This window comes from Spirillospora sp. NPDC047279 (assembly GCF_040643285.1).
Taxonomy (GTDB): domain Bacteria; phylum Actinomycetota; class Actinomycetes; order Streptosporangiales; family Streptosporangiaceae; genus Spirillospora.
On the sequence record NZ_JBEYUA010000011.1, the window covers coordinates 311082 to 336312 of the forward strand.

Here is a 25231-nt window from a genome sequence, read left to right on the forward strand (position 1 = left end):
GATTCTGGAGAGCAGAATTTCCTATTCTTCGGAAGCGTACAGGCGCCACGATGCCCGTATGACCAGCACTTCCGCCGGATCTCCCGTGAAGCTGGAGGCGGTCGACGCACCCGGCCGGCCGGACGTCACGCCCGAGCTCGAAGACCTCTACCGCGGCTTCGAATCGGAGCTGCTCGTCCCCCTGTGGACCGAGATCGGCGACCTGATGCCGGCTCATCCGCGCTCCCGTGCCGTACCGCACCGGTGGGAATGGGAGCGGCTCGTCCGCCTCGCCGAGCGGGCCGGCCGGCTCGTGCCTGTCGGCCGCGGCGGCGAGCGCCGCGCGATCGCGCTGGCCAACCCGGGCCTGGGCGGCCGCCCCTTCGCCACCCCGACCCTGTGGGCGGCGATCCAGTACCTGATGCCCGGTGAGGACGCCCCCGAGCACCGCCACACCCAGCACGCCTTCCGGTTCGTCGTCGAGGGCTCGGGCGTGTGGACGGTCGTCGGCGGCGACCCGGTGCCGATGAACCGCGGCGACTTCCTCCCGCAGGCCGGCTGGAGCTGGCACGCCCACCACAACGCCACCGACCGGCCGATGGCGTGGATCGACGGCCTGGACATCCCGTTCCAGTACCTCGGCGAGACCCAGTTCTTCGAGTTCGGCCGCGACGAGATCTCCGACGCCGAACGGATCACGCCCGAACGTTCCCGCTCCGAACGCCTCTGGGGCCACCCGGGGCTCCGCCCGGTCGGCGCCGGCCACACCGCCCCCGGCTCGCCGCTGCTCTCCTACAAGTGGGAGCACACCGACCGCGCCCTGTCCGACCAGCTCGAACTGGAGAGGGAGGGGTACGCGGGAACGGTGGAGCCCGGCCACGCCGCCGTACGTTTCAGCAACCCCGTGGACGGCGCGGACGTCCTCCCGACCCTGCGCGCGGAGTTCCACCGGATCGCCCGGGGCGCCGAGATCGCCCCGGTCCGCGAGACCGGCTCCAGCGTCTACCAGGTCTTCGACGGCTCGGGCACGGTGACCGCCGGCGCCCGGACCTGGTCGGTGACCCGCGGCGACCTGTTCGTCGTCCCGTCGTGGGAGCCGTTCTCCGCCCGTTCGGAGGCGGGCGCGTCCGACTCCGACTCCGGCGCCCTGGACCTCTTCCGCTTCAGCGACGCCCCCGTCTTCGAGGCGCTGCGCCTCGACCGATCCGCCAAGGACATCCGATGAGGCTCGCCACGATCCGCACCGCCGGCGGCACCCGCGCCGTCCGTCTCGACGACGGCCGGCTCGTCGACCTCGGCCACGCCGACCTCGGCGCCCTGCTGGCCGATCCGGACTGGAGGGCGAAGGCGGCGGACGCCTCCGGCACGGCGCGGGCCCATGACCTCGACACCGCCGACTTCGCCCCGGTCGTGCCGAACCCGTCCAAGGTGATCTGCGTCGGCCACAACTACTCCGACCACATCAGGGAGATGGGCCGGGAGCCGCCGTCCTACCCGACGCTCTTCCCGAAGTTCGCCGACTCCCTGATCGGCGCCCGCGACGACATCGTCAAGCCCGCCGAGACCGGCGCCCTCGACTGGGAGGTGGAGCTCGCCGTCGTGATCGGCGCGGAGGTCCGCCGGGCCGGGGACGCCGAGGCCGAGGCGGCCATCGCCGGGTTCACCGTCATGAACGACGTCTCCGTCCGGGACTGGCAGTTCCGCACGATCGAGTGGACCCAGGGCAAGATCTGGGACTCCTCGACCCCGGTCGGGCCCTACCTGGTCACCCCGGACGAGGTCGGCGGCGTCCGGCCCGCGCTGGGCGTGAAGACGACCGTGGACGGCCGGGTCATGCAGTCCGACGACACCGGCACGCTGCTGTTCGACCCGGTCTTCCTGGTGAAGTACGTCTCCACGATCATCACGCTGCGCCCCGGCGACCTGATCGCCACCGGCACCCCGGCCGGCGTGGGGCACGCCCGCGACCCGAAGACCTACCTGACCGGTGGCGAGACGGTCGTGACCGAGATCGACGGCCTCGGCGCCTGCGTCAACCGCGTCGTCAAGGACGCGTGATGCCCGGTCGTTCGTTCGCCGACGCCGTCCGCTGGTCCCGAGAGGGCACCGAGCTCTTCCTCGACGCCGCCGGCGGCCTGACCGAGGCCGAGTACGAGGCGCCGAGCGCCCTCCCCGGCTGGACCCGCAAGCACCTGGTCGCCCACGTCGCGGCGAACGCCGACGCGCTGGGCAACCTGGTGCGCTGGGCGGCCACCGGCGAGGAGACCCCCATGTACGCCTCGCCCGAGGAACGCGCGGCGGGGATCGCGCGCGGCCCCCGGATGACCGGCGCCTACCTGACGGAATGGCTGACGCGGTCCGCCGCGGCGCTGCGGACCGCGATGGACGGGCTCACCCATTCCGGATGGCAGGCCCGGGTCGTCACCGCGCAGGGCCGTACCGTGCCCGCCACCGAGGTGCCCTGGATGCGGTCGCGCGAGATCTACGTCCACGCCGTCGACCTGGACCGCGGGATCTCCTTCGCCGCCCTGCCGGACGACTTCGTCGAGGCCCTCGTCGCCGACATCGCCGCCAAGCGCGGGCTGGAGGTCACGGAACTGCCGTACGGGCCGCCCGCCGAGGTGGCCGCCTGGCTGGCCGGGCGGCCGCACGCCCTCGCCGGCGCGCCGCCGCTCGGCCCGTGGCTCTGAACCGACCCAGGAAGACCGGGAAGGCAACGACATGACGAACCCCGATGTGATCATCGTCGGCGGCGGGATCGGCGGCCTCGGCGCCGCCTTCTCGCTGGCCCGCCGCGGCCTCGCGGTCCGTGTCCTCGAACGGTCCGCCGCGTTCGGCGAGGTCGGCGCCGGCATCCAGCTGGCCCCCAACTGCACGCGCATCCTCGACGACTACGGCCTGCTGGGCGAGGCGCGGAGCCTCGGCGTCGTCCCCGACGCGATGGTCATGCGCGACGCCGTCGGCGCCGCCGAGCTGACCCGCCTCGACCTGCGCGACCTGGAGCGGCGCCACGGCTTCCCGTACCTCGTCATCCACCGCAGCGACCTGCACGGCATGTTGCTGCGCGCCTGCGGGCGCGCCGGCGTCGACCTGGCGACCTCGCACCGGGTGACCGGCTACGCCACCACCGCCGGCGGCGCGCGCGTGACCCTCGCCGGCGGCCGCGTCGAGGAGGCGCGGATCGTGATCGCCGCCGACGGGCTGCACTCGGTGGCGCGCGGGCTGCTGTCGGACGACCGGCCGGTCTCCTCCGCCTACGTCGCCTACCGTGGCACCACCCCGACCGCGACCGGCCGCGCCGCCGGCGTCGACCTCAGCGAGGTCGTCGTGTACGTCGGACCGGGCTGCCACTTCGTCCACTACGGGCTGCGCGGCGGCGAGCTGCTCAACCAGGTCGCCGTCTTCGAGTCGCCCAGGGCGCTCGCCGGCGAGGAGGACTGGGGCACCCCCGACGAGCTGGACGCCGCGTTCGCCGGGACCTGCGAGTTCGTGCGCGGAGGCCTGCCCGACATGTGGCGGGACAAGCGGTGGCGCATGTACGACCGCGACCCGATCATGACCTGGGTGGACGGCGGCATGGCGCTGCTCGGCGACTCCGCCCACCCGCCGCTCCAGTACATCGCGCAGGGGGCGGTCATGGCGATCGAGGACGGCTGGGTGCTCGGCGAGCACGTCGCCCGCAACCGCGCCGGGGACGGATCGGTGGACTGGCCGGCGGTCCTGTCGGCCTACCAGGCGGTGCGGCCCGAGCACTGCCGCCGCGTCCTCACCACCTCCCGCGCCTGGGGCGAGCTCTGGCATCTGAACGGCCCGGCGCGGGAACGGCGCAACGTGCTGCTGCGCGAGCGCGACACCTACGACTACGCGTTCGTCGACTGGCTGTACGGACCGACCGCGCTGCTCCCCTCGCAGGAGCCCCCGATGTTCACGCCGATCCCGCTGTCCACCGCGAAAGCTGAAAGCCTCACCGGCGGCTGACCCCCGAGCCGCCGCCGGTCACACGGACTTGAGGGGGACGGGCACCCGGTCGGAGAGCTCGTCGAGGGTGATGCCGAACGTCTCGCGGACCAGGGCGCCGTCCGGGCCGACGTCGATGACGGCGACGTCGGTGTAGATCCGGCTGACGCAGCCGACGCCGGTCAGCGGGTAGGTGCACTCCGCCACCAGCTTGGACCGGCCGCCCTTGTCGAAGAGCGTCATCATCACGAAGACCTGCTTGGCGCCGATCGCCAGGTCCATCGCGCCGCCGACGGCCGGGATCGCGCCGGGCGCCCCGGTGGACCAGTTGGCGAGGTCTCCGGTGGCGGAGACCTGGAACGCGCCCAGCACGCAGACGTCGAGATGGCCGCCGCGCATCATGGCGAAGGAGTCGGCGTGGTGGAAGTAGGAGGCCCCGGGCAGCTCGGTCACCGGCACCTTGCCGGCGTTGGTGAGGTCGGGGTCGATCTGGTCGCCGGTCGCGGCCGGGCCCATGTTGAGCATGCCGTTCTCGGTGTGCAGCACGATGCCCGAGCCGCCGGGGAGGTGGTCGGCGACCTTGGTGGGACGCCCGATGCCGAGGTTGACGTAGGAGCCAGCCGGGATGTCGCGGGCGACGACCGCGGCCAGCTCGTCGGTGGTGAGGGCCATGTCAGCGTGCTCCTTCGACGGTGTAGCGCCGCTGCTCGACCCGGACGACCCGGTCGACGTAGATGCCGGGGGTGACGACCGCCTCCGGGTCGAGGTCCCCGGCCGCGACGACCTCGCCGACCTGCACGATCGTCGTGGTGGCGGCGGTGGCGATGACGGGCCCGAAGTTGCGGGCGGTCCGGTGGAAGACCAGGTTGCCCATCGTGTCGGCGCGGTGGGCGCTGACCAGGGCGACGTCGCCCTTGATCGGGTACTCCAGGACGTGGACGCGCCCGTCGATGGTCCGGGTCTCCTTGCCCTCGGCGAGCGGGGTGCCCACGCCCGTCGGGCAGTAGAACGCGCCGATGCCGGCTCCGGCGGCGCGCATACGTTCGGCGAGGTTGCCCTGCGGCACGACCTCCAGCTCGATCTTCCCGGCCCGGTACAGCTCGTCGAAGACGTAGGAGTCGCTCTGCCGGGGGAAGGAGCAGATCACCTTCCGCACGCGGCCGGCCTTCAGCAGCGCGGCCAGCCCGACCTCCCCGTTGCCGGCGTTGTTGGACACGACGGTGAGGTCCCCGGCGCCCTGCCGGATCAGCCCGTCGATGAGGCCGAACGGCATCCCGGCCATGCCGAAGCCGCCGACCAGGACGGTGCTGCCGTCCTCGACGCCGGCGACCGCCTCGTCGACCGTCTCCAGGATCCGGGTGCGGCTCATGACCGGGCCTCCGGGTTCTCCAGGACGACGGCCAGGCCCTGGCCGACGCCGATGCAGATCGCGGCCACGCCCCAGCGTTCGCCGCGTTCGCGCAGCACCTTCGCGAGCGTGCCGAGGATCCGCGCGCCGCTGGCGCCCAGCGGGTGGCCGACGGCGATCGCGCCGCCCCGGGTGTTGACGATCTCCGGGTCGATGCCCCAGGCGTCGACGCAGACCAGCGACTGCACCGCGAACGCCTCGTTCAGCTCGACCGCTCCCACCCGGTCCCAGCCGATCCCGGCGCGGGCGAGGGCGCGGTTCGCCGCCTCGACCGGGGCGTAGCCGAAGTCCTGCGGGTCGAGCGCGAACGCGCCGCGCCCGGCGATGCGGGCGAGCGGCTGGAGGCCGATCCGGTCGGCGGCGGCCGCGGAGCCGAGCAGCAGCGCGGCGGCCCCGTCGCTGAGCGGCGAGGCGTTGCCCGCGGTGATGGTGCCGTCGGGGCGGAAGCTCGGCTTGAGCGCGGCCAGCTTCTCCGGCGAGGAGTCGGCGCGCACGCCTTCGTCGCGGGCCAGCCCGGCGGTCTCGACGACCAGGCCGTCGTAGAAGCCCTCGTCCCAGGCGGCGGCCGCCAGCCGGTGCGAGCGCAGGGCGAAGGCGTCCTGGCGTTCGCGGCCGACGGAGTACTTCTCCTGGAGCATCTCGTTCGCCTCGCCGAGCGAGACGGTCCACTCCCTCGGCATGCGGGGGTTCACCAGCCGCCAGCCGAGCGTGGTCGAGACCGCGGCGAGGTCGCCGGGCGGGAAGCCCTTGGCGGGCTTGGGCAGCACCCAGGGCGCGCGGGTCATCGACTCGACTCCGCCGGCCACGATCACGTCGGCCTCGTCCGTCTCGATCGTGCGGGAGCCGATCATCGCCGCGTCGAGGCTGGAGCCGCAGAGGCGGTTGACGGTCGTGCCGGGCACGCTGGTGGGCAGCCCGGCGAGCAGCGCGGCCATCCGGCCGACGTTGCGGTTCTCCTCGCCCGCGCCGTTGGCGTTGCCCCAGACGACCTCGCCGACCGCGGCCGGGTCGAGGCCGGGGGCCCGTTCCAGCAGCGCGGTGATCACCCCGGCCGCGAGGTCGTCCGGCCGGACGCCCGCCAGCGCGCCGTTGAACCGGCCGAACGGGGTCCGGACGGCGGAGTAGAGATAGGAGCTCATGGTTCCGAGGCTAAGTGGCCTGCCTTGATACAGTGAAGTATCAATATCCGCCCCAATTGAGACTCGCGGCATATGGATCTACGTCACCTGCGGTACTTCGTCGCCGTCGCCGAAGAGCTCCACTTCGGCCGCGCCGCCGAACGGCTCCACATGGCCCAGCCGCCGCTGTCGCAGGCGATCAGGCAGCTCGAATCCGACCTCGGGGTGGAGCTGCTGCGCCGGACCACCCGGCGGGTCGGCCTCACCGACGCCGGGCGCGGCTACCTGGCCCGTGCCCGCGGGATCCTCGCCGAGGTGGACGACGCGGCGCACGAGGCCCGCCGGGTCGCGGCCGGCGCCGTCGGCCATCTCGCGATCGGCTGTGTCGGCTCGGCGACCTACAGCCTGCTGCCCGCGATCTCCCGCGGCCTGGCCCGGGAGCTGCCGGGCGTCGACTTCTCGTTCCGCGGCGAGATGCTGGTGCCCGACCAGGTGGCGGCCCTGCGGGCCGGCGAGATCGACCTGGCGCTGCTCCGCCCGCCGATCGCCGACCCCTCGTTCACCGTCCTGCCGCTGCGCCGGGACCGCCTCGTCGTCGCGCTGCCCGCCGACCATCCGCTGGCCGGGCTGCCGCACGCGGCGATCACCGACCTGCGCGACACCGACCTCATCGTGCACTCGGCCGGCCGCCGCTCGGTGATGTACGACGTCGTCGTCACCCTCTTCCGGGACGCCGGCGTCGAGCCGCGCATCCGCCACGAGGTGGGGGAGACGTCCACCCTCGTCACCCTCGTCGCGGGCGGCCTCGGCGTCGCCGTCGTCCCGGAGCCGGTCACCGCGCTGTCCCTGGAAGGCGTCGTGTTCCGGCCGCTCTCCCGTCCCGAGGCGACCGTCGACCTGTCCCTCGCCCACCGAACCGACCGCTCCGAGCCCCACCTCACCCGAGCCGCCGCGGCCATCGCGGAGATCGTCCCCGCCGTCGACGCATCGATCACCGATCGAATCGTCGGCTGACGGTCTCGGGCCGCCTCTTCACGAGAGACCGGCCGGCGTCCACGCGGCTCCGGCCCGGGCTCAGCGGGCCTCGCTGAAGGTGTGGTGGGTGCTCACGCCCTCCGGGCCGGAACGGAAGTAGGAGTCCCGGAACCCGACCACGTCCTGATCGTTCACGTACGAGGAACGGAGGTGGATGGAGCTTCCCGTCGAGTCCACCCGGGTCCATGCCTGGTCATACCGGGTGTCGGCGTGGGCGGCCGGCGACGTGAAGGTCAGGGCGGTGGCGGCGAACGCCAGGGCGGCGGCGCCTCCGAGCTTGGAGATCATGTAGTCCTTCGGCTCAAGCGGATCGGTGGCCGGAACGGCTCACGGCGGTCGGAACGTGAGCAAAGCAGAGATCCCGCCCAAGAGGATCGGGCGGGACCGCTGCTCAGCAGTACGTACTGTTACCTGCGGAAACGCTATCAACCAGCGGCGCTGAACACCTTGGATGACGTCGCGCCATTCGGGCCGGCCGTCTGCGTCTTCTTGCCGTAGAAGACGCCGCCGCCGTGGCCGTCGTCCCCGTGACCGTCGCTGGCGCCGGACATCGTGCCGGTGGACGTGGCGCCGTTGGGGCCCGCCGACTTGCTGCCCTGGCCGTGGAAGGTGTCGTCGGCCATGGCGGCGGCGGGGGCGGCGAGCGCCAGGCCGGCCGCGGCGAACCCGATGACGGTGATGCGATGCACCCTGTTCATGTAATCCATTCCCTCTCGTCCGCGCCGGGACTGATCGCAACGCGGTTCGGTGATCGGACCCGGACGCTCCGCAATTGGGGCGAAGGTCCGATGCGTACAGAGGCTTCATTGCCCAGAGTGGTCGATTCAATACACTCAGTAAGTAATAGTCATTTTGTGCATCCATGGCGATCGGGGGGTATCGGTCAGATCTCCCGAATCCCCCGACCTCGCCGAGGGGGTGCCGTTACGTATTGTGTTCGATTGACTACAATGCGTCCCTGAGGGGCTGATCGTCGTTTCCAGCCCAGAAAGGAAGGCAGCACATGGGACGTATCGCGAACATCCGGGTCCGAGGCGGCCGACTGCTGAGCCTGCTGGTGATGGTTCCTGTCTCGGCGGTCCTGCTCCCGGCCACGACGGGCGCGCTCGCCGCGACCGCACAACCGCCCGACGGGGTGTGCGAGGCGACGGTGTCCACGACCTTCAGTCCCGCACCGGCCCTCCCCGGCGCCGGCGAGGCGGACCCGACCATGGTCGTCCCGCCGGTAAGGAATCCAGACCCGCTCGGCGACGTCGGGGCGTCCACCGGATCCCTGCCGAAGACGCCCGGCAGCACTCGCGACTCGCTCTGCCAGGCCCGCGACAGCAGCAAGTCCACCACCGTCATCGCCACCTCGAAGGGCGTGACCCGCCAGAGCGAATGCTGCTCGACCGGGACACCCTGAACATCCGGCGGCCCGGCCCCGCGTCCATGAAGGGCCGGGCCGACGTGTCGGACGAGATCGCGGCGATGCCTCTCAGCCGAGAGGCTGGTCGAGGGCGTTCGCGAGCCGCGCGGCGACGGGGGCCATGTCCTCCGGCCGCTGAACGGTGACCAGATCTCCGGCCGCCACCGCCTGGAGGATCACGTTCTGCTTGCGGACCAGGACGTCCACCCGCGCATCAGGCCCTCACCGGCTCAGGCACCGGTCGTGCAGATCGTCAGGCCCGGCTTCGGATACACGAAGGCGAGGGGCTGGTTGAAATCTTCACGTTCCAGCGGGTTGACGTTTGGCCCGCAGACGGTGTGATCGGTCTTGCCCTGCACCACGGAGACGACCCGGTAACTCGCGCCCGGCCCGCACGCGACCTTGGTGACCTTGCCGGTGGGGAACCCGACCTCCTGGTAGAAGCAGTCCCCGGCCTTCGCGTTCAGCATCAGGCACCGTTGCCGGCCGCTCCGTTCCGACGTGCTTCCGTAGGTGTTGTCGTCGCACCCCAGTTCGCTTCCCAGGTAGACGACCTTGTAGGCGGCGTTCGGCGCCTCACAGGGAACGACGTGGAACTCGGTCGTCACGCCGGTCTTGCCGCCCCGCCCCTCCGCCTCCAGGCAATCACCCGGCTCCGGCGCGCTCGATACTCTGCTCATCACCAGGATGGCGCCTCCGGCGAAGGCACCGAAGAACATCAGCATGGCGGCGATGGAAAGCCGCTTGCCCCAGGTGCCCTTCCGGCGTTCGGCCTTCAAGGAGTCGTCCCAGGCCCTCGGGTCGCCCGGCCTGTACGCATGCTGATCTGGAATCTGCACCCGGTCATCTCCGTCCGCTCACCACGGGGCACGGCCAGGGGCCACCCTTTCCGGAGCGTTCGCGGACGGCCGCCGGATCAGGCGTGCTGTGCGCGCTGACGAAAACCTTGTGCGCTCACGGACAACTCGTACGCGGACGCCGCGCGCACGACCGACCACGCGAGCATCCAGGTCATGCCGGAGCCGGGCCCCTGGGGGCCCGGCCCTGCCGGCTCATCGCGGGGTGAGCCGGACGATCGGGTACTCCCGGTCGGACTTGCTCTGGTACTTCCCGTAGCGGGGCTGGGCGGCGGTGATCTCCTTCCACGCCCGCTCCCGCTCGGCGCCGGTGAGCACGTGCGGCGTCACCCGCACGGCGTCGCGGCCGGGCAGTTCGACCGCCGCGGCGTCGGGACGCCCCACCAGGTTGAGGTGCCAGTCCGGGTGGTCGGCCTTGCCGCCCGAGCCGACGACCAGCCACGCGTCCTCGCCGTCGCCGAACCACGCGAGCGGCGTCTCCCGCGGCTGCCCGCTCCGGCGTCCCACCGTGTGCAGGATCAGGACGTCCATGCCCATGAACGTGCCCCGGCCCTTCCTGATCTTGCGGCCCATCCGGGCGTTCATCCGGTGCTGCATCCACCGCGACACGGCGCCGTGGTCGCTCTGACGAGCGGTCGCCTGCGACATTTTCGATCTCCTCTGGTCGGTGTACGGCGGGCCCGGTCAGCCCCAGGCCCCGGCGATCTGGCGGGTGGTGGCGTTGAGCCGGTTGAACAGGTTGGCGACGCCGATCATCAGGACGATCGCGGCGAGCTGCTTCTCGTCGAAGTAGGTGGCGGCGGTGTCCCAGACCTCGTCGTTCACCGAGTCGGGACGGTCGGCCAGGCGCGTGGCGGCCTCGGCCAGGGCGAGCGCCGCCCGCTCCTCCTCGCTGAAGTACGGGGTCTCCCGCCAGGCCACGACCGTGGCCAGCTTCTCCTCGCTCACCCCGGCCTTGCGCGCCGTCTTGGCCCCGCCGTCGACACAGGCGCTGCACCCGTTGATCTGGCTGACCCGCAGGTGCACCAGCTCGAGGATCTCTCCCGGCACCCCGCCCGAGTGCACGGCCTTGAAGATCTCCTGGATGGGCCGCATCGCGCCCGACAGGACCATCGCGGGGTTCTGCATACGAGACTGCATCGTGGTTTCTCCTTCTTTCCGTTCGGCGCCTCCCTTGGGGGGCGTGACCCCATGACAGCCCGAGGCCCCCGCCGTTGGCGACGGCCGTGGGACACCCTGGGACACCCGAAACCACCCCGACCAGCCGTTTCCCGCCCCAAGAACCTTCCACCGGCGCGGGACGGGACGCGGAGCGACGACCCACCCGCCGTGATCTCGATCACCGCACGAATCCCCGCGACAGCACCCACCGCCACAATTCCCCCAGGTCACCCCGTCAAAGTCGCAGCACATGGCGACCGCATGGCAAAGGTGCGTTCAAGTGGCTGTGCCGGTTCCTGTGCGTGTGGCAATGGCCGTTGGCTAGATTGATGTGCGCGCAGGGGGCGCAGCACAGGGGGTGCAAAATGATCGCTACGACCGAGGCCGGGCCCGATCAGCGGCCCGTATGGTCGGGCAAGACGCTGGCGGAGCTGACCGGCCACGAGATCGGCGAGGCGCTGGTCTACCTGGCCGACCACCATCCCGACGACGAGGCCCTGCCGCGCGCACTGGTCGCCTCCCTCAACGAGGCCGCCCTGCAGTCGCTGTACGAGGGCCCTCCCCAGCTGACCCGGTAGATGGCGGCGGCGCTCAAGCGACGAGGTTCGGCTTGAGCGCCGCAGATCGATCTAGGGGCGGAAGCGGGTCCCCTTGTACTGGACGCGCAGGGCGGCGTCGTCGATACGGATCGTGTAGAAGTACCGCCCCGCCGCGGTACGCCATCCGAAACGCGCGCTGTCGTTGCAGCTCATCGCGCCGGGGTTGCCGACGCGCGGGGTCCGGTCCGTTCGCACACGGTAGAGCGCGACCGTCACCTGCTGTCCCTCCGCGCACGTGACGCGGAGGCTGATCCGTTGCGTGCCCGCGGCGGCCTTCCATGAGCCGGAGCGGTAGGACCCGGTGAACGAGCCCTTGATCGAGTAAGTGTGGCGGGTGGTCGTGGCCTGGGCGGTGGAGGAACGCGGGGGAGACGCTCCGATCGGGGCCGCCGCGGCCAATGCCACGATGACCGCGGTGGCCAGAAGGGTGTTGCTCATTGCTCTCCTGGTGCCTCGGGAGCTGGCCTTTCAACGACAACACGCCGGACGGCCGGATGAGCATGAGCGAGAACGTGAAGTTAACGGTCTTCGGATGAACAACTCCCCACCGAGATGGGAAGGTCCGCGGACGTTCGGATGCGGGGGGCCGGGCGGCTGGACACCGCACACCCGCGAGGGTCTCCGCCTCCCGGCCCTCCGCGGCATCTGCCGCTAACCGCAGTACCTTTCGAAGGTGCTTCCATTCACCCACGGAAAGGCCGCGCCCTTGCGGTGCTGTTTCCGGTATTTGACGATGAGGATGCCGCTGCCCGTGTAGCGGTGCGACAGGTACAGCAGCCGCCGTCTTCGATGAACGCGCCGGGCGGGCGCAGGTCGTAGTGGAGCTCGACCGAAAGGGCGTCGGTGCGCCGTACGATCTCGCGCAGATCACGGACGGCGGGGACAGAACGGCGGCCGGTGCGCCGGCCGTGCCGGGTGACCTGTCGCGGTGGTCACGCGGGCTCCCGCGGCGCTCCGTTCGTGAGGTCGCGGGTCACGCCGCGGTCGCGGACGACGGTGGAGTAGACGACGGTCGTGGAGGTCGATCCGAACCGGGCGAGGCCGGCGACCACCTCCTCGAGATGCCGCATCGAGCGCGCGGCCACCTTGGCGATGAAGCAGTCGTCACCGGTGACGTGGTGACATTCGATGATCTCGCGAACGGCCTCGATGCGGCGGAGGTACTCGCGGTAGTCGCTGCCGGGGAAACGGATGGTGACGAACGCCAGGATGGGCAGCCCCACCCCTTCGAGGCTGACCCGCGCGGTGAACCCCTCCAGGACGCCGCGTTCGCGCAACCGGCGGACCCGTTCGGCGACGGCCGGAGGCGTCAGGGACACCCGGCGCCCGAGCTCGCTGTAGCTGACCCGCGCGTCCAGTTGCAGCTCGTCGAGGATGCACCAGTCCGTCGCGTCCAGGTCGGTCTTCACTTCGTCGGCCATCAGCCGACCCTACCTTTAAATCAAAGGCGGAAGTGGGATAGGGCCTTCACATGTGCCTGTAGAAGCTCAGGTGGATGCGGGTAGCGTCCGGCTCATGAAGAGAGCAACGGCGGAGGCCGGCGAGAGGAACGTCTTCGAGCTGGGAACGGAGGCGCGGCGGCGACTGTTCGCGCAGGTCATCGATCTGATCGAGGAGCACAACGCCGGGGTGCGCGACCTGCCCGCCACGCCGGACGTCGCGCCCGAGACCGTACGCCGCCATCTCGAACGTTACGACTTCGCGGATGCGCTGGAGCCCGGCCAGGTCCTCGACGACGCCGCCGCGATGTTGCGCGACTGGATCGTCCACACCACCCATCCCGGCTATTTCGGCCTCTTCAACCCCAACCCGGCCGTCATGGGGGTCCTCGGCGACCTGCTGACGGCCGCGTTCAACCCGCAGCTGGCCGCGTGGTCGCACGCACCCGCCGCGGCGGAGATCGAACGGCACGTGCTGGGATTCCTCGGGCGCCGCCTCGGCCTGCCGGGCGAGCCGGTGGCCGGTCACTTCACCAGCGGCGGCGCCGAGGCGAACCTCACCGGCGTCCTGCTCGCCCTCACCCGCGCGTACCCCCGGATCGGCGAGGACGGGATCGCGGCCCTCCCCGGACACCCGGTCTTCTATGCCAGCGCCGAAAGCCACCTGGCGTGGCTGAAGATCGCGCACATGTGCGGGCTGGGCCGCCGGGCGGTCCGGCTGGTCCCGGTGACGAACGACCTGAGGATGGACACCCGCGCCCTCACCGCCCTCATCGCCGCGGACCGCGAGCAAGGACTGCTCCCGTTCCTGGTGGTCGGCACCGCGGGCACGACCAGCGCCGGAGTGATCGACCCGCTCGTGGACCTGGCCGACATCGCCGCCGCCGAACGGCTGCGTTTCCACGTCGACGCGGCATGGGCGGGCGCCGCCGCGTTGTCGGACCGGCTGCGGCCCGTTCTGGACGGCATCGAACGCGCGGACTCGGTGACCCTGGACGCGCACAAGTGGCTGTCCATGCCCATGGGGGCGGGCACGTTCCTGACCCCTGACGCCGAGGGGCTGCTGGAGACCTTCCGCATCAGCACCGCCTACATGCCCGCGGAGATCCCCGGCGCCGTCGACCCCTACGCGGCGTCCGCCCAGTGGTCCCGCCGGGCGATCGGCCTCAAGCTGTTCGTCGCCCTGGCCGCCGCCGGCCGTACCGGCTACGCGCAGATGATCGAGCACCAGGCCGGCCTGGGCGACGAGCTGCGCCGGCGCCTCCTCGACACGGGGTGGCGCATCCTCAACGACACCCCGCTGCCGGTCGTCTGTTTCAGCGAACCGACCTCCGACGCCGCGCGGCTGCGGACGATCTGCGACCGCGTCCTGAGCACGGGACGTGCCTGGATCTCCGTCACCACCATCGCGGGCACCCCCGCCCTGCGCGCCTGCGTCACCAACTTCGCCACCACCGAAGCCGACCTGGACACCCTCGTCGCCGAACTCGACCTCGCCCGGTCCTAGGTGTAGTAACCCTGCGGGTTACTACACCTAGATGGCCCGAACCGGCCATATAAACAATCACGTCTATATATCTGATCGATCTTGAGGTAAGCAGGTTCCCAGCGTCTTGCCAGCAAATGGCGGCAAGATCAACCAGAGCGCCCGGGAGCCTTCATGGCAGGACATCGAGTTCTCCGCGCCACCGCGTGGGTCGCCGCCTTCTCCGCCCTGCTGCTGACCCCCTCCGCAGCCACCGCGGCACCTCCGGAATGGGAGAACGTGCCCACCCCGCCCCTCAACGGCCTCGCCGTGGTGACCGAAATCGCCGCGGCCGGGCCGCGGGCCGCGTGGGCCGGCGGGATCGAGGACGCCACATCGAGCGGGACGCCCTTCATGCTGGCCTGGAACGGCCTGGAGTGGCGGCGCCAGGCACTGCCGCCCGGCACGGGCCAGGTCGTCGACCTCGCCGCCGCCGGACCACGGAACGCCTGGGGCATCTACCTGAACGAGAACGGCTCGCCCGCACTCCATTGGAACGGCGTCAAGTGGCGCAGGGTCGGTTACCCGGCCGGGGTCCGGCCCACCATGCCGTCCCCCTTGCCCACGTACCTGCAGATCGTCTCCGCGGCACCCGGCGGACCGGCCTGGTCACTCGGGTACGACGCGGAAGCGAAGAAGGCCGTGGCCCTGCGCTTCCAGAACGGCCGATGGGTACGGGCGAGAACTCCCGTGCCCATGGTCAGCGCCTCCACCATCGCCGTCCGATCGGCGAAGGACATCTGGATCGCCTGCACCTGCGATATTCCCGGCACCGGCCCGACCGAGGCCATGCTGCACTGGAACGGCACCAGGTGGAGCACGATCCACTACCCGTTCAAGGCGCAGACGTACATCGCGAAGATCGCGCCGGCCTCGCCCACGAGCGTCTGGGCCTACCGCGCGAGCACCGGCTACGCGGCCCCCGAGCTCATGCACTGGGACGGGACGACCTGGACGTCGGCGACCATCCCGGCCAGCCCGTACGCCTACCACTTCCCCACACTCGCCGACGACGGCGACCAGGGCGCCTGGGTCTCGGTGAGCACCGTCGACAACGACAAGAGCTACCTCCACTACAGCGGCGGCAACTGGACCACCGAAAGCGGCGAGGGCCGCCCGACCACCCCCGTCTGGATCCGCGACCTGGCCCGCGTCCCAGGAACGCGCTCCCTCTGGTCGGCCGGCCTGCCCAGCTCCCTGGCCGACTACCCCTTCATAGAACACCGCCCCTGACCCTCACTGGACCCCCGTCCTGGCGGGCCCGGTCATCCATGCCGTGGTGGATCATGGGTGGAGAGATCGGGCTCGCGGACGAGGGGATCGAGATGATCGGGTTGGTCGCTGCTCCTACCAACCTCGGGTTGCGGCCTCCGGCGCCTACGAGTGTGCCCGGGACGGCCAAGGCGCCTGAAGCATTGCGCGAAGCGGGCCTTTACCGGCGTCTTGAGGAGCGCGGCGCGAAGGACCATGGCGTCGTACTGGCGGGCCGTTACGCGGACGACGCCAGGCCGGGCTCCCTGCGCAACCAGGACGCGATCGTCGACCATGCGCGTCGCCTGGCCGACCGTATCGACCTCGTGCGGGCCGAGGGCCGGGCTCCGCTGGTGATCGGTGGCGACTGCGGCATCCTGGTGGCGGCGGGGCTGTCCCTGCGGCGCGCGGGGCGGTACGGCCTCGTTCATCTCGACGGCCACACCGACTTCCGGCACCCCGGCAACTCCGCGCACTGCGCGAGCCTGGCCGGGGAGGATCTGGCCGCCGCGGTGGGGCTGCACTGGCCCGCGATCGCCGACCTCGACGGCCTGGGGCCCTACTTCGCGCCCGCCGACACCGTTCACGCCGGCTGCCGTGACGACGACGAGGAGCTCCAGGAGACCACCGGCCTGCTGGCCGCCGTCATCCCCGCCGCGGAGATCATCAGCGGTGGCGCCGGCCACGCCGCGCGGCGCATCCTCGACGTCGTCGACCGCGCCGAGCTGGACGGCTACTGGCTGCACCTGGACGTGGACATCCTGGATCCCGGCGTGATGCCGGCCGTCGACAGCCCCGACGCCGGCGGCCTTTCCCCCGCCGAGCTGACCGGCCTGCTCGCGGCCCTCGCCCCTCGCGCGACCGGCGCCCAGGTCACCGTCTTCGACCCCGATCTCGACCCGGACGGCGGATATGCCGACCTCCTCACCAGGGTCCTCGTGGCCGGGCTGAGCACCCTCGGCGGCGACACCCGCTGAGCGGACGCCGGGCCACGCCGGTCACCCCACCCTCTGCGGTCAGGCGGCGGAGGGCTTGGGCTCCGGGCCCGGGGCAGGGGCTGGTGGCGCCTGGCCGCGGCCGGCATCGGGTCACCACAGGCTGATGAGCGGCGTGTCCGGTCCGTGCCGCCGCCAGGCTTCGGTGAGGCGGACGAGGCGGGCGGGGGCGGCGATGCCGCGCACGGTGGCGATCCTGCCGCCGGTGATGTCGAACGTCACGGCGCCGATGACCTGGTCGCCGACCACGAAGAGGACGGCGGGGGTGCTGTTGACGAGCGCGTAGTGGATGGAGGGCGTCCCGCCGACGAATCGCCGTTTCGCCGGTGTGGGCATGAAGCCGGCCCGTACGACGGCGGCGATGCGCTGCGGAGTGTCGTACCGCAGCACCTTCCCGGCCAGGCCGCCGGCGCCGTCGGAGATCGCGGTCGCGTCGTCGGTGAGCAGCGCCACCAGCCGTTCGGTGCGGCCGGAGGAGGCCGCGGCGAGGAACTCCTCGACGACCCTGCGGGCGGCTGCCGGGTCGATTTCGCCGCCGCCGCGGCGCGCGGCGGTGATGCGGCGCCGGGCCCGGTGGAGGTGCTGCTGGCTCGCGGACTCGGTGATGTCGAGGATCTCGGCGATCTCGGCGTGGCTGCAGGAGAACGCTTCGCGCAGGACGTAGACGGCCCGCTCGAGGGGCGACAGGCGCTCCATGAGCGTCAGCACGGCCAGGGAGACCGATTCGCGCTGCTCGAACGAGTCGGCCGGGCCGAGCATCGGGTCGCCGTCGAGGAGGGGTTCGGGCAGCCAGGCGCCCGCGGGGCGTTCGCGGCGGGCTCGCGCCGAGCGGAGCCGGTCGAGGCACAGGTTGGTGACGACCTTGGTCAGCCATGCCTCCGGCACCTTGATCCGTCGCCGGTCGGTGGCCTGCCAGTGCAGGAACGCATCCTGCACGGTGTCCTCGGCGTCGGCGGCGGAGCCCAGCAGCCGGTAGGCCAGTGCGCCCAGCCGGTTCCGGCTGGCCTCGAACCGGCCGGTGTCGAAGCGATCCGTGGCGGTGCCGTCCACGCGGACCACCCTAGGCGGCAACGCGACCGCCTTCTCGGCGGCCGATCGGCCTCTCGGCCGTCGCGTCCGGCGCGGTGGCCAGGCGGTGCCTCCGCTTGGGCATGCCGAAGGTCGGGTGCGAGGTGGCCCACAGCGACATCTTGAGGATGCCCGCCTTGATCCGCGCGGGATTCCGGCCGCCCCTGTACCTCGGCTTCGCCCGCCCTTCGTCGTCGATCGTCTGCAGGATCCCGTCCCGCCGCCCGAGGCTGATGTGGTTGTAGGCGTAGACCAGCCTGGTGATCGCGATCTTGCGGCCGGCCAGGCGTCCCACGATCGCCTCGACGGCCTGCCGGCCGGTGTGGCCGGCCGAGGCGCAGGACATCGGCAGCGGCCGGCCGTTGTCGCCGATGGCGTAGGCGCTGTCACCGATGGCGTAGACGTTCGGGTGCGAGACCGACCGCATGGTGCGGTCGACGACGATCTGACCGTTCTCGGTGACCTCGAGCCCGCCGGCGGCGGCGACGGGGCCGACCGCGAACCCGGCCGTCCACACGGTCGCGTCGGACGCCAGGGCGGTGCCGTCGGCGCACAGCACCCGCGTCGCCTCGACGGCCTCGACGCTGGTGCGCTCAAGGACGGTGACGCCCAGCCGGTCGCAGGCCTGGCGCAGGTGGCGGCGGGCTCCGGCGGAGAGCCGGGCGCCCAGCTCACCGCGGGCGACCAGCGTCACCGACAGGCCGGGCCGGGATTCGACGATCTCAGTGGCGGTCTCGATGCCGGTCAACCCGTCGCCGACGACCAGCACGCGCCCGCCTTCGCCCCGCCTGCCCAGGCCGTCCAGGCGCTCGCGCAGGCGCAGCGCCGAAGGCCTGGCGGCGACGTCGAAGGCGTGCTCGGCCGCGCCGGGCACGGCGTGGTCGGCGCCGTGGCTGCCGAGCGCGTACAGGAGCGTGTCGTAGCCGAGTTCGTCGCCGCCCTCGGCATCGGCCACGGTGACGACCTGGCGCTCGGGGTCGACGGCGGTCACGCGGGCCACGCGCAGCCGTATCCCCGTGCCCGCGAAGACGTCGGCGAGCTTCGGAGCCTCGATGTGCTGGCCGGTCGCCAGCTGGTGCAGCCGCATTCGCTGGACGAAGTCCGGCACGGCGTTGACCACAGTGATCTCGGTGTCGGCCGGGGACAGCCGGCGGGCCAGGATCCCGGCCACGTAGGCCCCGGCATAGCCGGCGCCGAGGACGACGATGCGGTGCTTCATGTGATGCTCCTGTCGGTTCGCTCGCTCTCGGTGACTTGAGCGGAACAGCACCCCGACTGCTGACAGGAGTCAGATGTGACTTGAGTCACAGGGTGGCGGCGACCTTGATGACCCGCTGACAGATCTTGCCGGATCACCCGAAGTGATAAGTCAACCTCGGCCGCGTCGCCGAGGTTTACGCGGAATCACGTGGCTGCTCGCACCCGCGCTCTGAAACCATTTCGCCAAGGCAGAGTCTTCGCGGGCAAGCGAGTCGCCGCCACGGCGGGAGCGGCCATGGGCGGGACCGAGGGTTCGGCGAGCGCGGACACGGCCGTCAAGTCCAGCTCGGCCGTGCTCGCCAATGTCACGCCTGGAGGCATGGAGGCCATCGCCCTGACGGCTGCTGCACCAGGCCGGCGATCAACAACCGTTCCCGCTGCTGATTCCTGGTGGGGCGCGGATGAAGCGGGGCCGCGCCCCACCATTCCATCGGCCCGAGCCTGGAGCGAGTCGGTTTCTGGTCACGTCGGATGAAGTCCTGCTCGACGCCGGCGGGAATCCCATCCGGCTCGTGCCGCACACCGCGTCGGAACAGGTGTGGGCACGGCTTGCGGAGATCGCACCCGATCATCAGCCCTGCCCTGGATTGGGGTCAGGCTGGTGCGCCAGCGCTGAAGGGTGGCATGGGAGGATCGACGTTTTCGTGGCTGCCCTGTACTCCAACGTGCCAGCGTGGCTCGGCCGCATCGTCGAGGTAGAGCCATGCGAAGACGAGGGGGAAAGGCTGACCTTGGCGGTCAAGGGTCCGGTTGGTGGCAGCAGCGGCAAGGTGCTGAGCCAAGATGCCTGCGTAGCTCGTAGAGAACTGAGGGCGGTCACCGACCTGGACCACCGTGGTGGCCCGGTCACCCTGCCAGACGGTGAGCTGGTCGCCGGTTACACCGATGCTGGTGATGGTATCTGCGCGGATGAGGTGAACGTCTTCGGTCACGAGCCAGACCGCGGAGGAGGTCGTAAAAGCTTCTGGCGCCATGGCAGCGGATAGTAGAGGCAGTACGGCATCTCTGATAGGAAATAGCCGAATCCGCCGGGAACCGCGGACGCCTGGTGTCTGCACTCTGAGGTCGGCTGGACGTACGGCGTAGCCGCTGTGGTGTCTCGTGTCGGAGATGAACACATGGTCGTGCTCGATCCCCGGTGATAGAAGATCTTGAATCGGCCGAGCGTTTTACGATCAGGGCTCTGAGCTGGGGGTGTGGAGCGGGCGACGGGAATCGAACCCGCGTAGCCAGTCTGGAAGCCGTGATCCGTGACCAATCCACATGCTCGAAGATGACCGTCTATCCGGCTAAAGTGCAGGTCAGCAGGCATATTCTTCTGACGATCGATCGCAGCCGCTATCACCGGATCACACAAGATCCGATGACAGAAAAGTGATAGATGATCAAGCGAGGTGGATGTGGGCTTCCGGCGTCATGTGGCCGGAGAGGCCGGGGTGGACAGCCATCCAGGCCACGGAGGGATCGACGGGCGTTATGACGAGCTGACATCGTTGCTCACGCCGCACCGCCGGGCGCCGGCTGATGCGCTGCGCCTGGTGGCCGACCCGGCGAAGATCTGAACGCTGGTAGTTGCGGCGGGCGGTGGCTCGGCTGGGGCCGCGAGGCGCATGATTACGGATTGTCACGAACGTTGGCGTCGCAAGAGCGCCCACCGGGCAGACCTTGTGATCTGTATCGTTTGAGCCTTGCTGGGGCCACGGGACGCGATTCCTGTCGACACCTCAAGATCTATTGATTGCGGGGTCCAGACGCATCTGGGCCGGACCCCTGCTCAGGGGCTGGTGCCCGTCGTCGCTCGGGCCTGGTCTGGGCGGAGAGAGGGTGGGGGAGCGGCCTCTTATCCCTCGTCTTTCAGGGCGCCGATCATGGCGGCGACCTGGGTGCGGGAGCGGAAGCCCAGTTTGGTGAGGATGTGTTCGACGTGGGCGTCGGCGGTGCGTTTGGAGATGACGAGGCGTTCGGCGATCTGGCGGTTGCTGAGGCCTTCGGCGATGAGGCGGGCGACCTGGCGTTCGCGGTTGGTGAGCGGGCCCAGGGGGCTGCCCACTTCCTCCTCGAACGTGGGTGGGGGCTGGCGTGCGTCACCGGTGGCGAGTGCCGACAGTTCCGGGTGCGTCAGAGCCGCGCCCCTGGTGTAGAGCCGGGTGAAGCGCTCTCCGCCCAAGGCCTGGATGAGGTCGGTCTCGAACTTGGTGTGCATGGCGTTGAGGCTCAACTCGCCCCACAGCAGGCGGCCGATTCTGCGCCAGAGGGCTCCGGAGCCGCCGAGCAGGGTGGCCGCCAGTTCGAAGTCGCGGTCCGCGGTCGCCGCCCAGGCGAGGTACTCGATCATCGCGGCCATCGTGGAGCTCTGCTCGATGAGGTCGGGGACGGTGGCCCGGCCGAGGTCGCGGGCCTCCTGGACCTGGTTCAGCGCCAGGTGGCACAGCACCCGCATGGTCTTCAGCAGGTTGCGGTTCCACGACTCCCGCGGGATGTGCGCCAAAGCCGCCAGCCCGTCCTGGACGGCCAGCAGCGCCGCGGCGGGATCCCCCTGGGCGGCGTGCATCGCCGCCAGCGGGATGGTGGTCATCACCCGGATGAACGGGTCCCCGGCGGCGGCGGCCAGCTCGCGCGCCCGATTCATCCCCGCGATCGCCTCCGCCGTGGACACCCACAGCGCCGCCCCCGCCGCCTCGACGTACTCGGCCCGCACCCGCAGGAAGTCGTCGTCGAGCTCTTCGGCCAGGGTCCTCACCCGGACGATCATTTCCTGGACGCGCGGGTCGCCCTGCAGGACGCCGCAGTACGCAGAGAAGAACAGCGCGATCACATGGTCGCTGGTGAGGTCAGGCTCGGCCTCCAGAGCCTTGTCGAACCAGCGGCGCGCCTCGGTCAGCCGGCTCCCGCTCAGCCACAGCCCCCACAGGCCGTTGGCGATCCGCAGCGAGGCCTGGTCTGTGGGGTTGGCGATGGCGAAGTCGAGAGCGACCCGGAAGTTGTCCAGGTCGGCCTTGAGTCGCTGGCCCCACAGGAGTTGCTGGTCGCCGAACCATTCCTCGCCGGCCCGGGTGGCGACCCGCAGGAAGAAGCGCTGGTGCCGGGCTGCGTAGGTCTCGGTCCGGCCGGCGCGCTCGAGGTTCTCGGCGCCGAACTCGCGCAGCGTGTCGAGCATCCGGTAGCGGTCCTCCTCGACGTTGTCGATTCGCTGTACCACGGACTTGTCGACCAGCCCGAGCAGCAGATCGATGACGTCGAAGCCGTCGAGCTCGTTCCCGGCGCACACCTCTTCGACGGCCGCCATGGAGAAGCCGCCGGCGAAGACCGACAGCCGCGCCCACAGCTCCTTCTCGGCGGGCGAGCACAGGTCGTGGCTCCACTCGATGGTGGCGCGGAGCGTCTGGTGACGGGCCAGGACGGCGCGGGAGCCGGCCAGGACCTGCAGCCGGTTGTCCAGCCGCCGCAGGATCTGGTCGAGGGTCATGGTCCGCAGCCGCGCCGCGGCCAGTTCGATCGCCAGCGGCATGCCGTCCAGCCGTCGGCAGAGCATGACGACCTCGGACCGGTTGTCGTCGTCCAGCGCGAACTCCGGCCGTGCCGCCCGGGCCCGCGCGACGAACAAGGCGACGGTGTCGTTGGTCTCCTCGGTCGACGCCGAGTCCGGCTCCGGCATCGGCGGGACTGCCAGCACGTGTTCGCCCGGCAGCGCCACCGGCTGGCGGCTGGTCAGCAGCAGCACCAGGTGCGCGCAGTTGCCGACGAGCATGTCGGCGAACGCGGCCACCGCCCCCACCAGGTGCTCGCAGGTGTCGAGCACCAGTAGCGCCCGCTTGTCGGCGAAGTAGTCCAGGAGCTGGTCCATCGACTCGCGGGCGTCCGCCTCGGGCATGCCGACGGCCGCGGCGACCTCGTTAGGCAAGAACTCCGCGTCCCGCAGGCCGCTCAGCTCCACGACCGACACCCCGTCAGGGAAGTCACGGCCCGCCCGGTGGGCGGCCCGCAATGCGATCCGCGTCTTGCCGATCCCCCCGGGGCCGGTCAGCGTGACCACCCGCGCGGCGGCCAGCCCCTTCTCGACGGCGGTCAGCTCGGCGGCCCTCCCGATGAACCCAGTCGGCTCGTACCGCGCCCCGGTCTTCGCCCAACTCCACGCCCCACTCTCGGTCACGAGCCACCGTCCTCACCGATCGACAGGAACAGCCGGAGCCCGCTACGACCGGCCGGACAGACGTCCACGAACACGGTAACGGCGCGATGGCGCCAAGTGACGGGAATCTATGGTTTGCGTCGGTCAGGGCGCATGCGTTCGCTGCCGAGGAGAGAGGACGCCCTCATGACCGCACACATCCACGACCACGCGGCCCTGCGCCGCGAAGAGGAGAGACATGCAGCAAGATCACGATCCGGCCCTTGACGGCCACCGTGCCGAGCGGCCAGCCGAACGGTTCCGGCGGAACGGCAGGCTGAGCATGCGGCCCATGAGCCGTGACGAACTGCTGGCCCTGCCCACGACGACGAGTGTCGAGAGTGCCGCCCGGGCGCTCGGCATGGGGCGTACCCGCGCCTACGACCTGGCGAAGCGGAACCAGTTCCCCTGCAGAGTGATCCGGATCGGTGTCAGCTACCGCGTCGTCACAGCCGATCTGCACAGGCTGCTCGGCCTTGGAAGGTTCCGTCCGCGTAGAGCAGTCAAGATCCGCGTAGAGCGGACAAGAGGCGTGGGCAATCCACGAGACGGTGATAGATGATCAACGAAGTGATCTTCAGGGCCGCAAACAGGGCGGCTGACTTGGGGAAACAGTGGAGCGGGCGACGGGAATCGAACCCGCGTAGCCAGTTTGGAAGAGTACGGGTCAAGATCGCTCAAGCTGTTGCAATCCAGGTCAGAGGCGAAGTGAGCGACTCCCTGAGTCGCCGTGTCACCCCGTGGTTCACCGGTGGTTCTGGCACGACAGTGGCACGGGCTGTTGACGCTTAAGCGTCAAGCTGCCGCGATTGGACTCGAACCAGCACTGAGCGATGTGGATCAGTTCCGTACGGTTGCTCTTCCAGTCCCTGGGATCACGTACGTCCCGCCCCGTCTCGGCTAGTTCAGCCTGGGCGGCTCCCCATCTGGCTCCCCGGAGCCTCCACCTGTGGTTAACGAGGAAGGCATGCCAGCGCCTAGGCCTTAACGCTGCGGATAGATAGTGGGGTCGACCTAGTGACTCTTCCTGGCCTGGGTCCTTGACCTTTTGCCACTGCCCCGGGAGCCTGGGCCGGTAAAGCTGGAGTTCAAATCCTCTGAGGTGAGGTGCAAAACATGTCATGGACGTCTCTGCTTTCTGGCGGATTTGCTTTGGTTGGTATTTGTCTAGGTGCTGCTTTGCAGTATTGGTTTTCGGGGCGGACTCGGCAGGAGCAATACGCGCGAGAAGACTTGCGGCTTCACCGGGAGGAGCAAAAGAGTATCTATGCGCGTTTCCTGGCCAAGGGGCGAGAGGCCATGGAGCATCAGTTGAAATTGGCGGATGCTATCGCTGAAGAGGGCGCTTCACAGAATGGCGAAGAAAAGCGTAAACTAGAAGAAGAGACTCTCCGTCTATTTAATAGACAGGCAAGGCATGAGCTTGAATTGAGCTATCTCAGGTGGGAGCTTGAGCTATTCGCTCCTCCCGATGTTATCGAGGCGGCGGAAGCTTTTCAGATGACTTTCGATGAATGGTCGCCTGGGACCGACCCTCAAGCCTACGCGTGTTTTGATGAATTTGTCAGTGCCGCAAGGTCTAGCCTTGGCTATTCGGATGAAGAATATATACGGAGTCTTCGCAATTGACCCAATTGACTAGTCTGCGTCCACATTGGTGATCTGCGGGAGGTGGTGAGGGCGGGACGTGGCTTCGGAGCTGGACGGGTCCGGGCTTGCGTGGGGGCGGGGCCTCGTAGCCTGGTGTGGCGGACGGGCGGCACCTGCCCGCCCGCGATGGCCCGTCGTGAGGCCCCGCGCGGGGTCCCCGCGCAAGTACGGAGGCGGCCAGCGGCACCCGGCCGCCCAACTCGGCCCCGTGGGCGCCTGGGCCGCTCTGAGAACTCGTGCCGTCGTAGGCGGCCCCTTCTAGATCGTTGATGTGAAATTTGGTGATGTCCGGCGGGCGTGACGAAGGGCATCCAAGATCGGTTTGTGAAGACTGAACTGGACGCCCTTCTGAC

The 25231-nt window shown here is 70.3% G+C and carries 28 protein-coding genes; 13 read left to right on the forward strand and 15 right to left on the reverse strand.

Annotated elements, in window-relative coordinates:
- The first annotated feature begins 58 nt into the window (after positions 1-58).
- Genes ABZ810_RS28405 through ABZ810_RS28420 form a run of 4 tightly spaced genes read left to right on the forward strand, consistent with a single transcriptional unit; the run spans position 59 to position 3957 of the window.
- A complete protein-coding gene (locus tag ABZ810_RS28405; RefSeq protein WP_358408423.1) occupies positions 59-1204 on the forward strand; it encodes a cupin domain-containing protein in 1146 nt (381 codons plus the stop codon).
- Entirely contained in the window at positions 1201-2037 is an 837-nt protein-coding gene (locus ABZ810_RS28410; RefSeq protein WP_358408426.1) for a fumarylacetoacetate hydrolase family protein, read from the forward strand. Before ABZ810_RS28405 ends, ABZ810_RS28410 begins: the two co-directional genes overlap by 4 nt.
- Positions 2037-2669 (forward strand): maleylpyruvate isomerase family mycothiol-dependent enzyme, encoded by a 633-nt coding sequence (locus tag ABZ810_RS28415; RefSeq protein WP_358408428.1) that lies wholly within the window; start codon positions 2037-2039, stop codon positions 2667-2669. Before ABZ810_RS28410 ends, ABZ810_RS28415 begins: the two co-directional genes overlap by 1 nt.
- Before the next feature lie 31 nt (positions 2670-2700).
- Entirely contained in the window at positions 2701-3957 is a 1257-nt protein-coding gene (locus ABZ810_RS28420) for an FAD-dependent monooxygenase (RefSeq protein WP_358408431.1), read from the forward strand.
- An 18-nt stretch (positions 3958-3975) separates the two neighbouring features.
- Here the strand turns inward: ABZ810_RS28420 and ABZ810_RS28425 are convergent, their stop codons facing one another.
- The 3 genes from ABZ810_RS28425 to ABZ810_RS28435 are packed head-to-tail and all read right to left on the reverse strand — an operon-like array spanning position 3976 to position 6483.
- On the reverse strand, positions 3976-4608 hold the full coding sequence (locus ABZ810_RS28425; RefSeq protein WP_358408432.1) for a 3-oxoacid CoA-transferase subunit B: 633 nt from the start codon (positions 4606-4608) through the stop codon (positions 3976-3978).
- A gap of 1 nt (position 4609) precedes the next feature.
- A complete protein-coding gene (locus ABZ810_RS28430) occupies positions 4610-5305 on the reverse strand; it encodes a 3-oxoacid CoA-transferase subunit A (RefSeq protein WP_358408434.1) in 696 nt (231 codons plus the stop codon).
- Complete coding sequence (locus ABZ810_RS28435; RefSeq protein WP_358408437.1) at positions 5302-6483, reverse strand: thiolase family protein; 1182 nt, start codon at positions 6481-6483, stop codon at positions 5302-5304. Before ABZ810_RS28435 ends, ABZ810_RS28430 begins: the two co-directional genes overlap by 4 nt.
- A 72-nt stretch (positions 6484-6555) precedes the next feature.
- Between ABZ810_RS28435 and ABZ810_RS28440 the strand changes: the two genes are divergently transcribed.
- Complete coding sequence (locus ABZ810_RS28440) at positions 6556-7476, forward strand: LysR substrate-binding domain-containing protein (RefSeq protein WP_358408440.1); 921 nt, start codon at positions 6556-6558, stop codon at positions 7474-7476.
- A 60-nt stretch (positions 7477-7536) separates the two neighbouring features.
- On the opposite strand, the gene ABZ810_RS28445 is transcribed toward ABZ810_RS28440, so the two are convergent.
- Together ABZ810_RS28445 and ABZ810_RS28450 are read right to left on the reverse strand one after the other, a co-directional pair.
- Positions 7537-7785, reverse strand: a complete 249-nt coding sequence (locus ABZ810_RS28445) for a hypothetical protein (protein ID WP_358408443.1) — start codon at positions 7783-7785, stop codon at positions 7537-7539.
- Positions 7786-7922: 137 nt separating this feature from the next.
- Positions 7923-8195, reverse strand: a complete 273-nt coding sequence (locus ABZ810_RS28450; protein ID WP_358408446.1) for a hypothetical protein — start codon at positions 8193-8195, stop codon at positions 7923-7925.
- 305 nt (positions 8196-8500) lie between these two features.
- On the opposite strand from ABZ810_RS28450, the gene ABZ810_RS28455 reads away from it, so the two are divergent.
- The gene (locus tag ABZ810_RS28455) at positions 8501-8902 is read left to right on the forward strand and encodes a hypothetical protein (protein WP_358408448.1); all 402 of its coding nucleotides are present in this window, start codon (positions 8501-8503) and stop codon (positions 8900-8902) included.
- 72 nt (positions 8903-8974) lie between these two features.
- Here ABZ810_RS28455 and ABZ810_RS28460 read toward each other — a convergent pair whose 3' ends face one another.
- The 4 genes from ABZ810_RS28460 to ABZ810_RS28475 all read right to left on the reverse strand — a co-directional run bounded on the left by ABZ810_RS28460 (position 8975) and on the right by ABZ810_RS28475 (position 10902).
- Positions 8975-9112 (reverse strand): hypothetical protein, encoded by a 138-nt coding sequence (locus ABZ810_RS28460; RefSeq protein WP_358408451.1) that lies wholly within the window; start codon positions 9110-9112, stop codon positions 8975-8977.
- 23 nt (positions 9113-9135) lie between these two features.
- Entirely contained in the window at positions 9136-9684 is a 549-nt protein-coding gene (locus ABZ810_RS28465) for a hypothetical protein (protein ID WP_358408454.1), read from the reverse strand.
- Positions 9685-9957: 273 nt separating this feature from the next.
- Positions 9958-10410, reverse strand: coding sequence for a nitroreductase/quinone reductase family protein (locus tag ABZ810_RS28470; RefSeq protein WP_358408456.1), 453 nt, complete (start codon positions 10408-10410; stop codon positions 9958-9960).
- 36 nt (positions 10411-10446) lie between these two features.
- Positions 10447-10902, reverse strand: a complete 456-nt coding sequence (locus tag ABZ810_RS28475; RefSeq protein WP_358408459.1) for a carboxymuconolactone decarboxylase family protein — start codon at positions 10900-10902, stop codon at positions 10447-10449.
- Positions 10903-11288: 386 nt separating this feature from the next.
- Here ABZ810_RS28475 and ABZ810_RS28480 point away from each other — a divergent pair, with 386 nt between their 5' ends.
- A complete protein-coding gene (locus ABZ810_RS28480) occupies positions 11289-11501 on the forward strand; it encodes a hypothetical protein (protein ID WP_358408461.1) in 213 nt (70 codons plus the stop codon).
- A 51-nt stretch (positions 11502-11552) separates the two neighbouring features.
- Here ABZ810_RS28480 and ABZ810_RS28485 read toward each other — a convergent pair whose 3' ends face one another.
- Together ABZ810_RS28485 and ABZ810_RS28490 are read right to left on the reverse strand one after the other, a co-directional pair.
- Positions 11553-11960, reverse strand: a complete 408-nt coding sequence (locus ABZ810_RS28485; protein WP_358408463.1) for a hypothetical protein — start codon at positions 11958-11960, stop codon at positions 11553-11555.
- 494 nt (positions 11961-12454) lie between these two features.
- Positions 12455-12943 (reverse strand): Lrp/AsnC family transcriptional regulator, encoded by a 489-nt coding sequence (locus ABZ810_RS28490; RefSeq protein WP_358408466.1) that lies wholly within the window; start codon positions 12941-12943, stop codon positions 12455-12457.
- Positions 12944-13037: 94 nt separating this feature from the next.
- Here ABZ810_RS28490 and ABZ810_RS28495 point away from each other — a divergent pair, with 94 nt between their 5' ends.
- The 3 genes from ABZ810_RS28495 (at position 13038) to ABZ810_RS28505 (ending at position 16714) form a co-directional block, all read left to right on the forward strand.
- Positions 13038-14468: a pyridoxal-dependent decarboxylase gene (locus ABZ810_RS28495; protein ID WP_358408468.1), complete on the forward strand. Its 1431-nt coding sequence runs from the start codon at positions 13038-13040 to the stop codon at positions 14466-14468.
- A 153-nt stretch (positions 14469-14621) separates the two neighbouring features.
- Positions 14622-15719 carry a hypothetical protein gene (locus tag ABZ810_RS28500; protein WP_358408470.1) on the forward strand — a complete coding sequence of 366 codons (1098 nt, stop codon included), beginning with the start codon at positions 14622-14624 and terminating at the stop codon, positions 15717-15719.
- 53 nt (positions 15720-15772) lie between these two features.
- The gene (locus tag ABZ810_RS28505) at positions 15773-16714 is read left to right on the forward strand and encodes an arginase family protein (RefSeq protein ID WP_358408471.1); all 942 of its coding nucleotides are present in this window, start codon (positions 15773-15775) and stop codon (positions 16712-16714) included.
- 111 nt (positions 16715-16825) lie between these two features.
- Here the strand turns inward: ABZ810_RS28505 and ABZ810_RS28510 are convergent, their stop codons facing one another.
- The 3 genes from ABZ810_RS28510 to ABZ810_RS28520 all read right to left on the reverse strand — a co-directional run bounded on the left by ABZ810_RS28510 (position 16826) and on the right by ABZ810_RS28520 (position 20034).
- On the reverse strand, positions 16826-17782 hold the full coding sequence (locus ABZ810_RS28510; RefSeq protein WP_358408473.1) for a sigma-70 family RNA polymerase sigma factor: 957 nt from the start codon (positions 17780-17782) through the stop codon (positions 16826-16828).
- 10 nt (positions 17783-17792) lie between these two features.
- A complete protein-coding gene (locus ABZ810_RS28515) occupies positions 17793-19019 on the reverse strand; it encodes an FAD-dependent oxidoreductase (protein WP_358408475.1) in 1227 nt (408 codons plus the stop codon).
- A gap of 634 nt (positions 19020-19653) precedes the next feature.
- Entirely contained in the window at positions 19654-20034 is a 381-nt protein-coding gene (locus ABZ810_RS28520; RefSeq protein ID WP_358408476.1) for a hypothetical protein, read from the reverse strand.
- Between the two features lie 420 nt (positions 20035-20454).
- On the opposite strand from ABZ810_RS28520, the gene ABZ810_RS28525 reads away from it, so the two are divergent.
- Entirely contained in the window at positions 20455-20622 is a 168-nt protein-coding gene (locus tag ABZ810_RS28525; protein ID WP_358408477.1) for a hypothetical protein, read from the forward strand.
- Positions 20623-20900: 278 nt separating this feature from the next.
- On the opposite strand, the gene ABZ810_RS28530 is transcribed toward ABZ810_RS28525, so the two are convergent.
- Positions 20901-23210, reverse strand: coding sequence for a LuxR C-terminal-related transcriptional regulator (locus ABZ810_RS28530; protein WP_358408479.1), 2310 nt, complete (start codon positions 23208-23210; stop codon positions 20901-20903).
- Positions 23211-23520: 310 nt separating this feature from the next.
- On the opposite strand from ABZ810_RS28530, the gene ABZ810_RS28535 reads away from it, so the two are divergent.
- Positions 23521-23790, forward strand: a complete 270-nt coding sequence (locus ABZ810_RS28535) for a DNA-binding protein (protein ID WP_358408481.1) — start codon at positions 23521-23523, stop codon at positions 23788-23790.
- A 554-nt stretch (positions 23791-24344) separates the two neighbouring features.
- The gene (locus tag ABZ810_RS28540) at positions 24345-24857 is read left to right on the forward strand and encodes a hypothetical protein (RefSeq protein ID WP_358408483.1); all 513 of its coding nucleotides are present in this window, start codon (positions 24345-24347) and stop codon (positions 24855-24857) included.
- Positions 24858-25231: the final 374 nt, after the last annotated feature.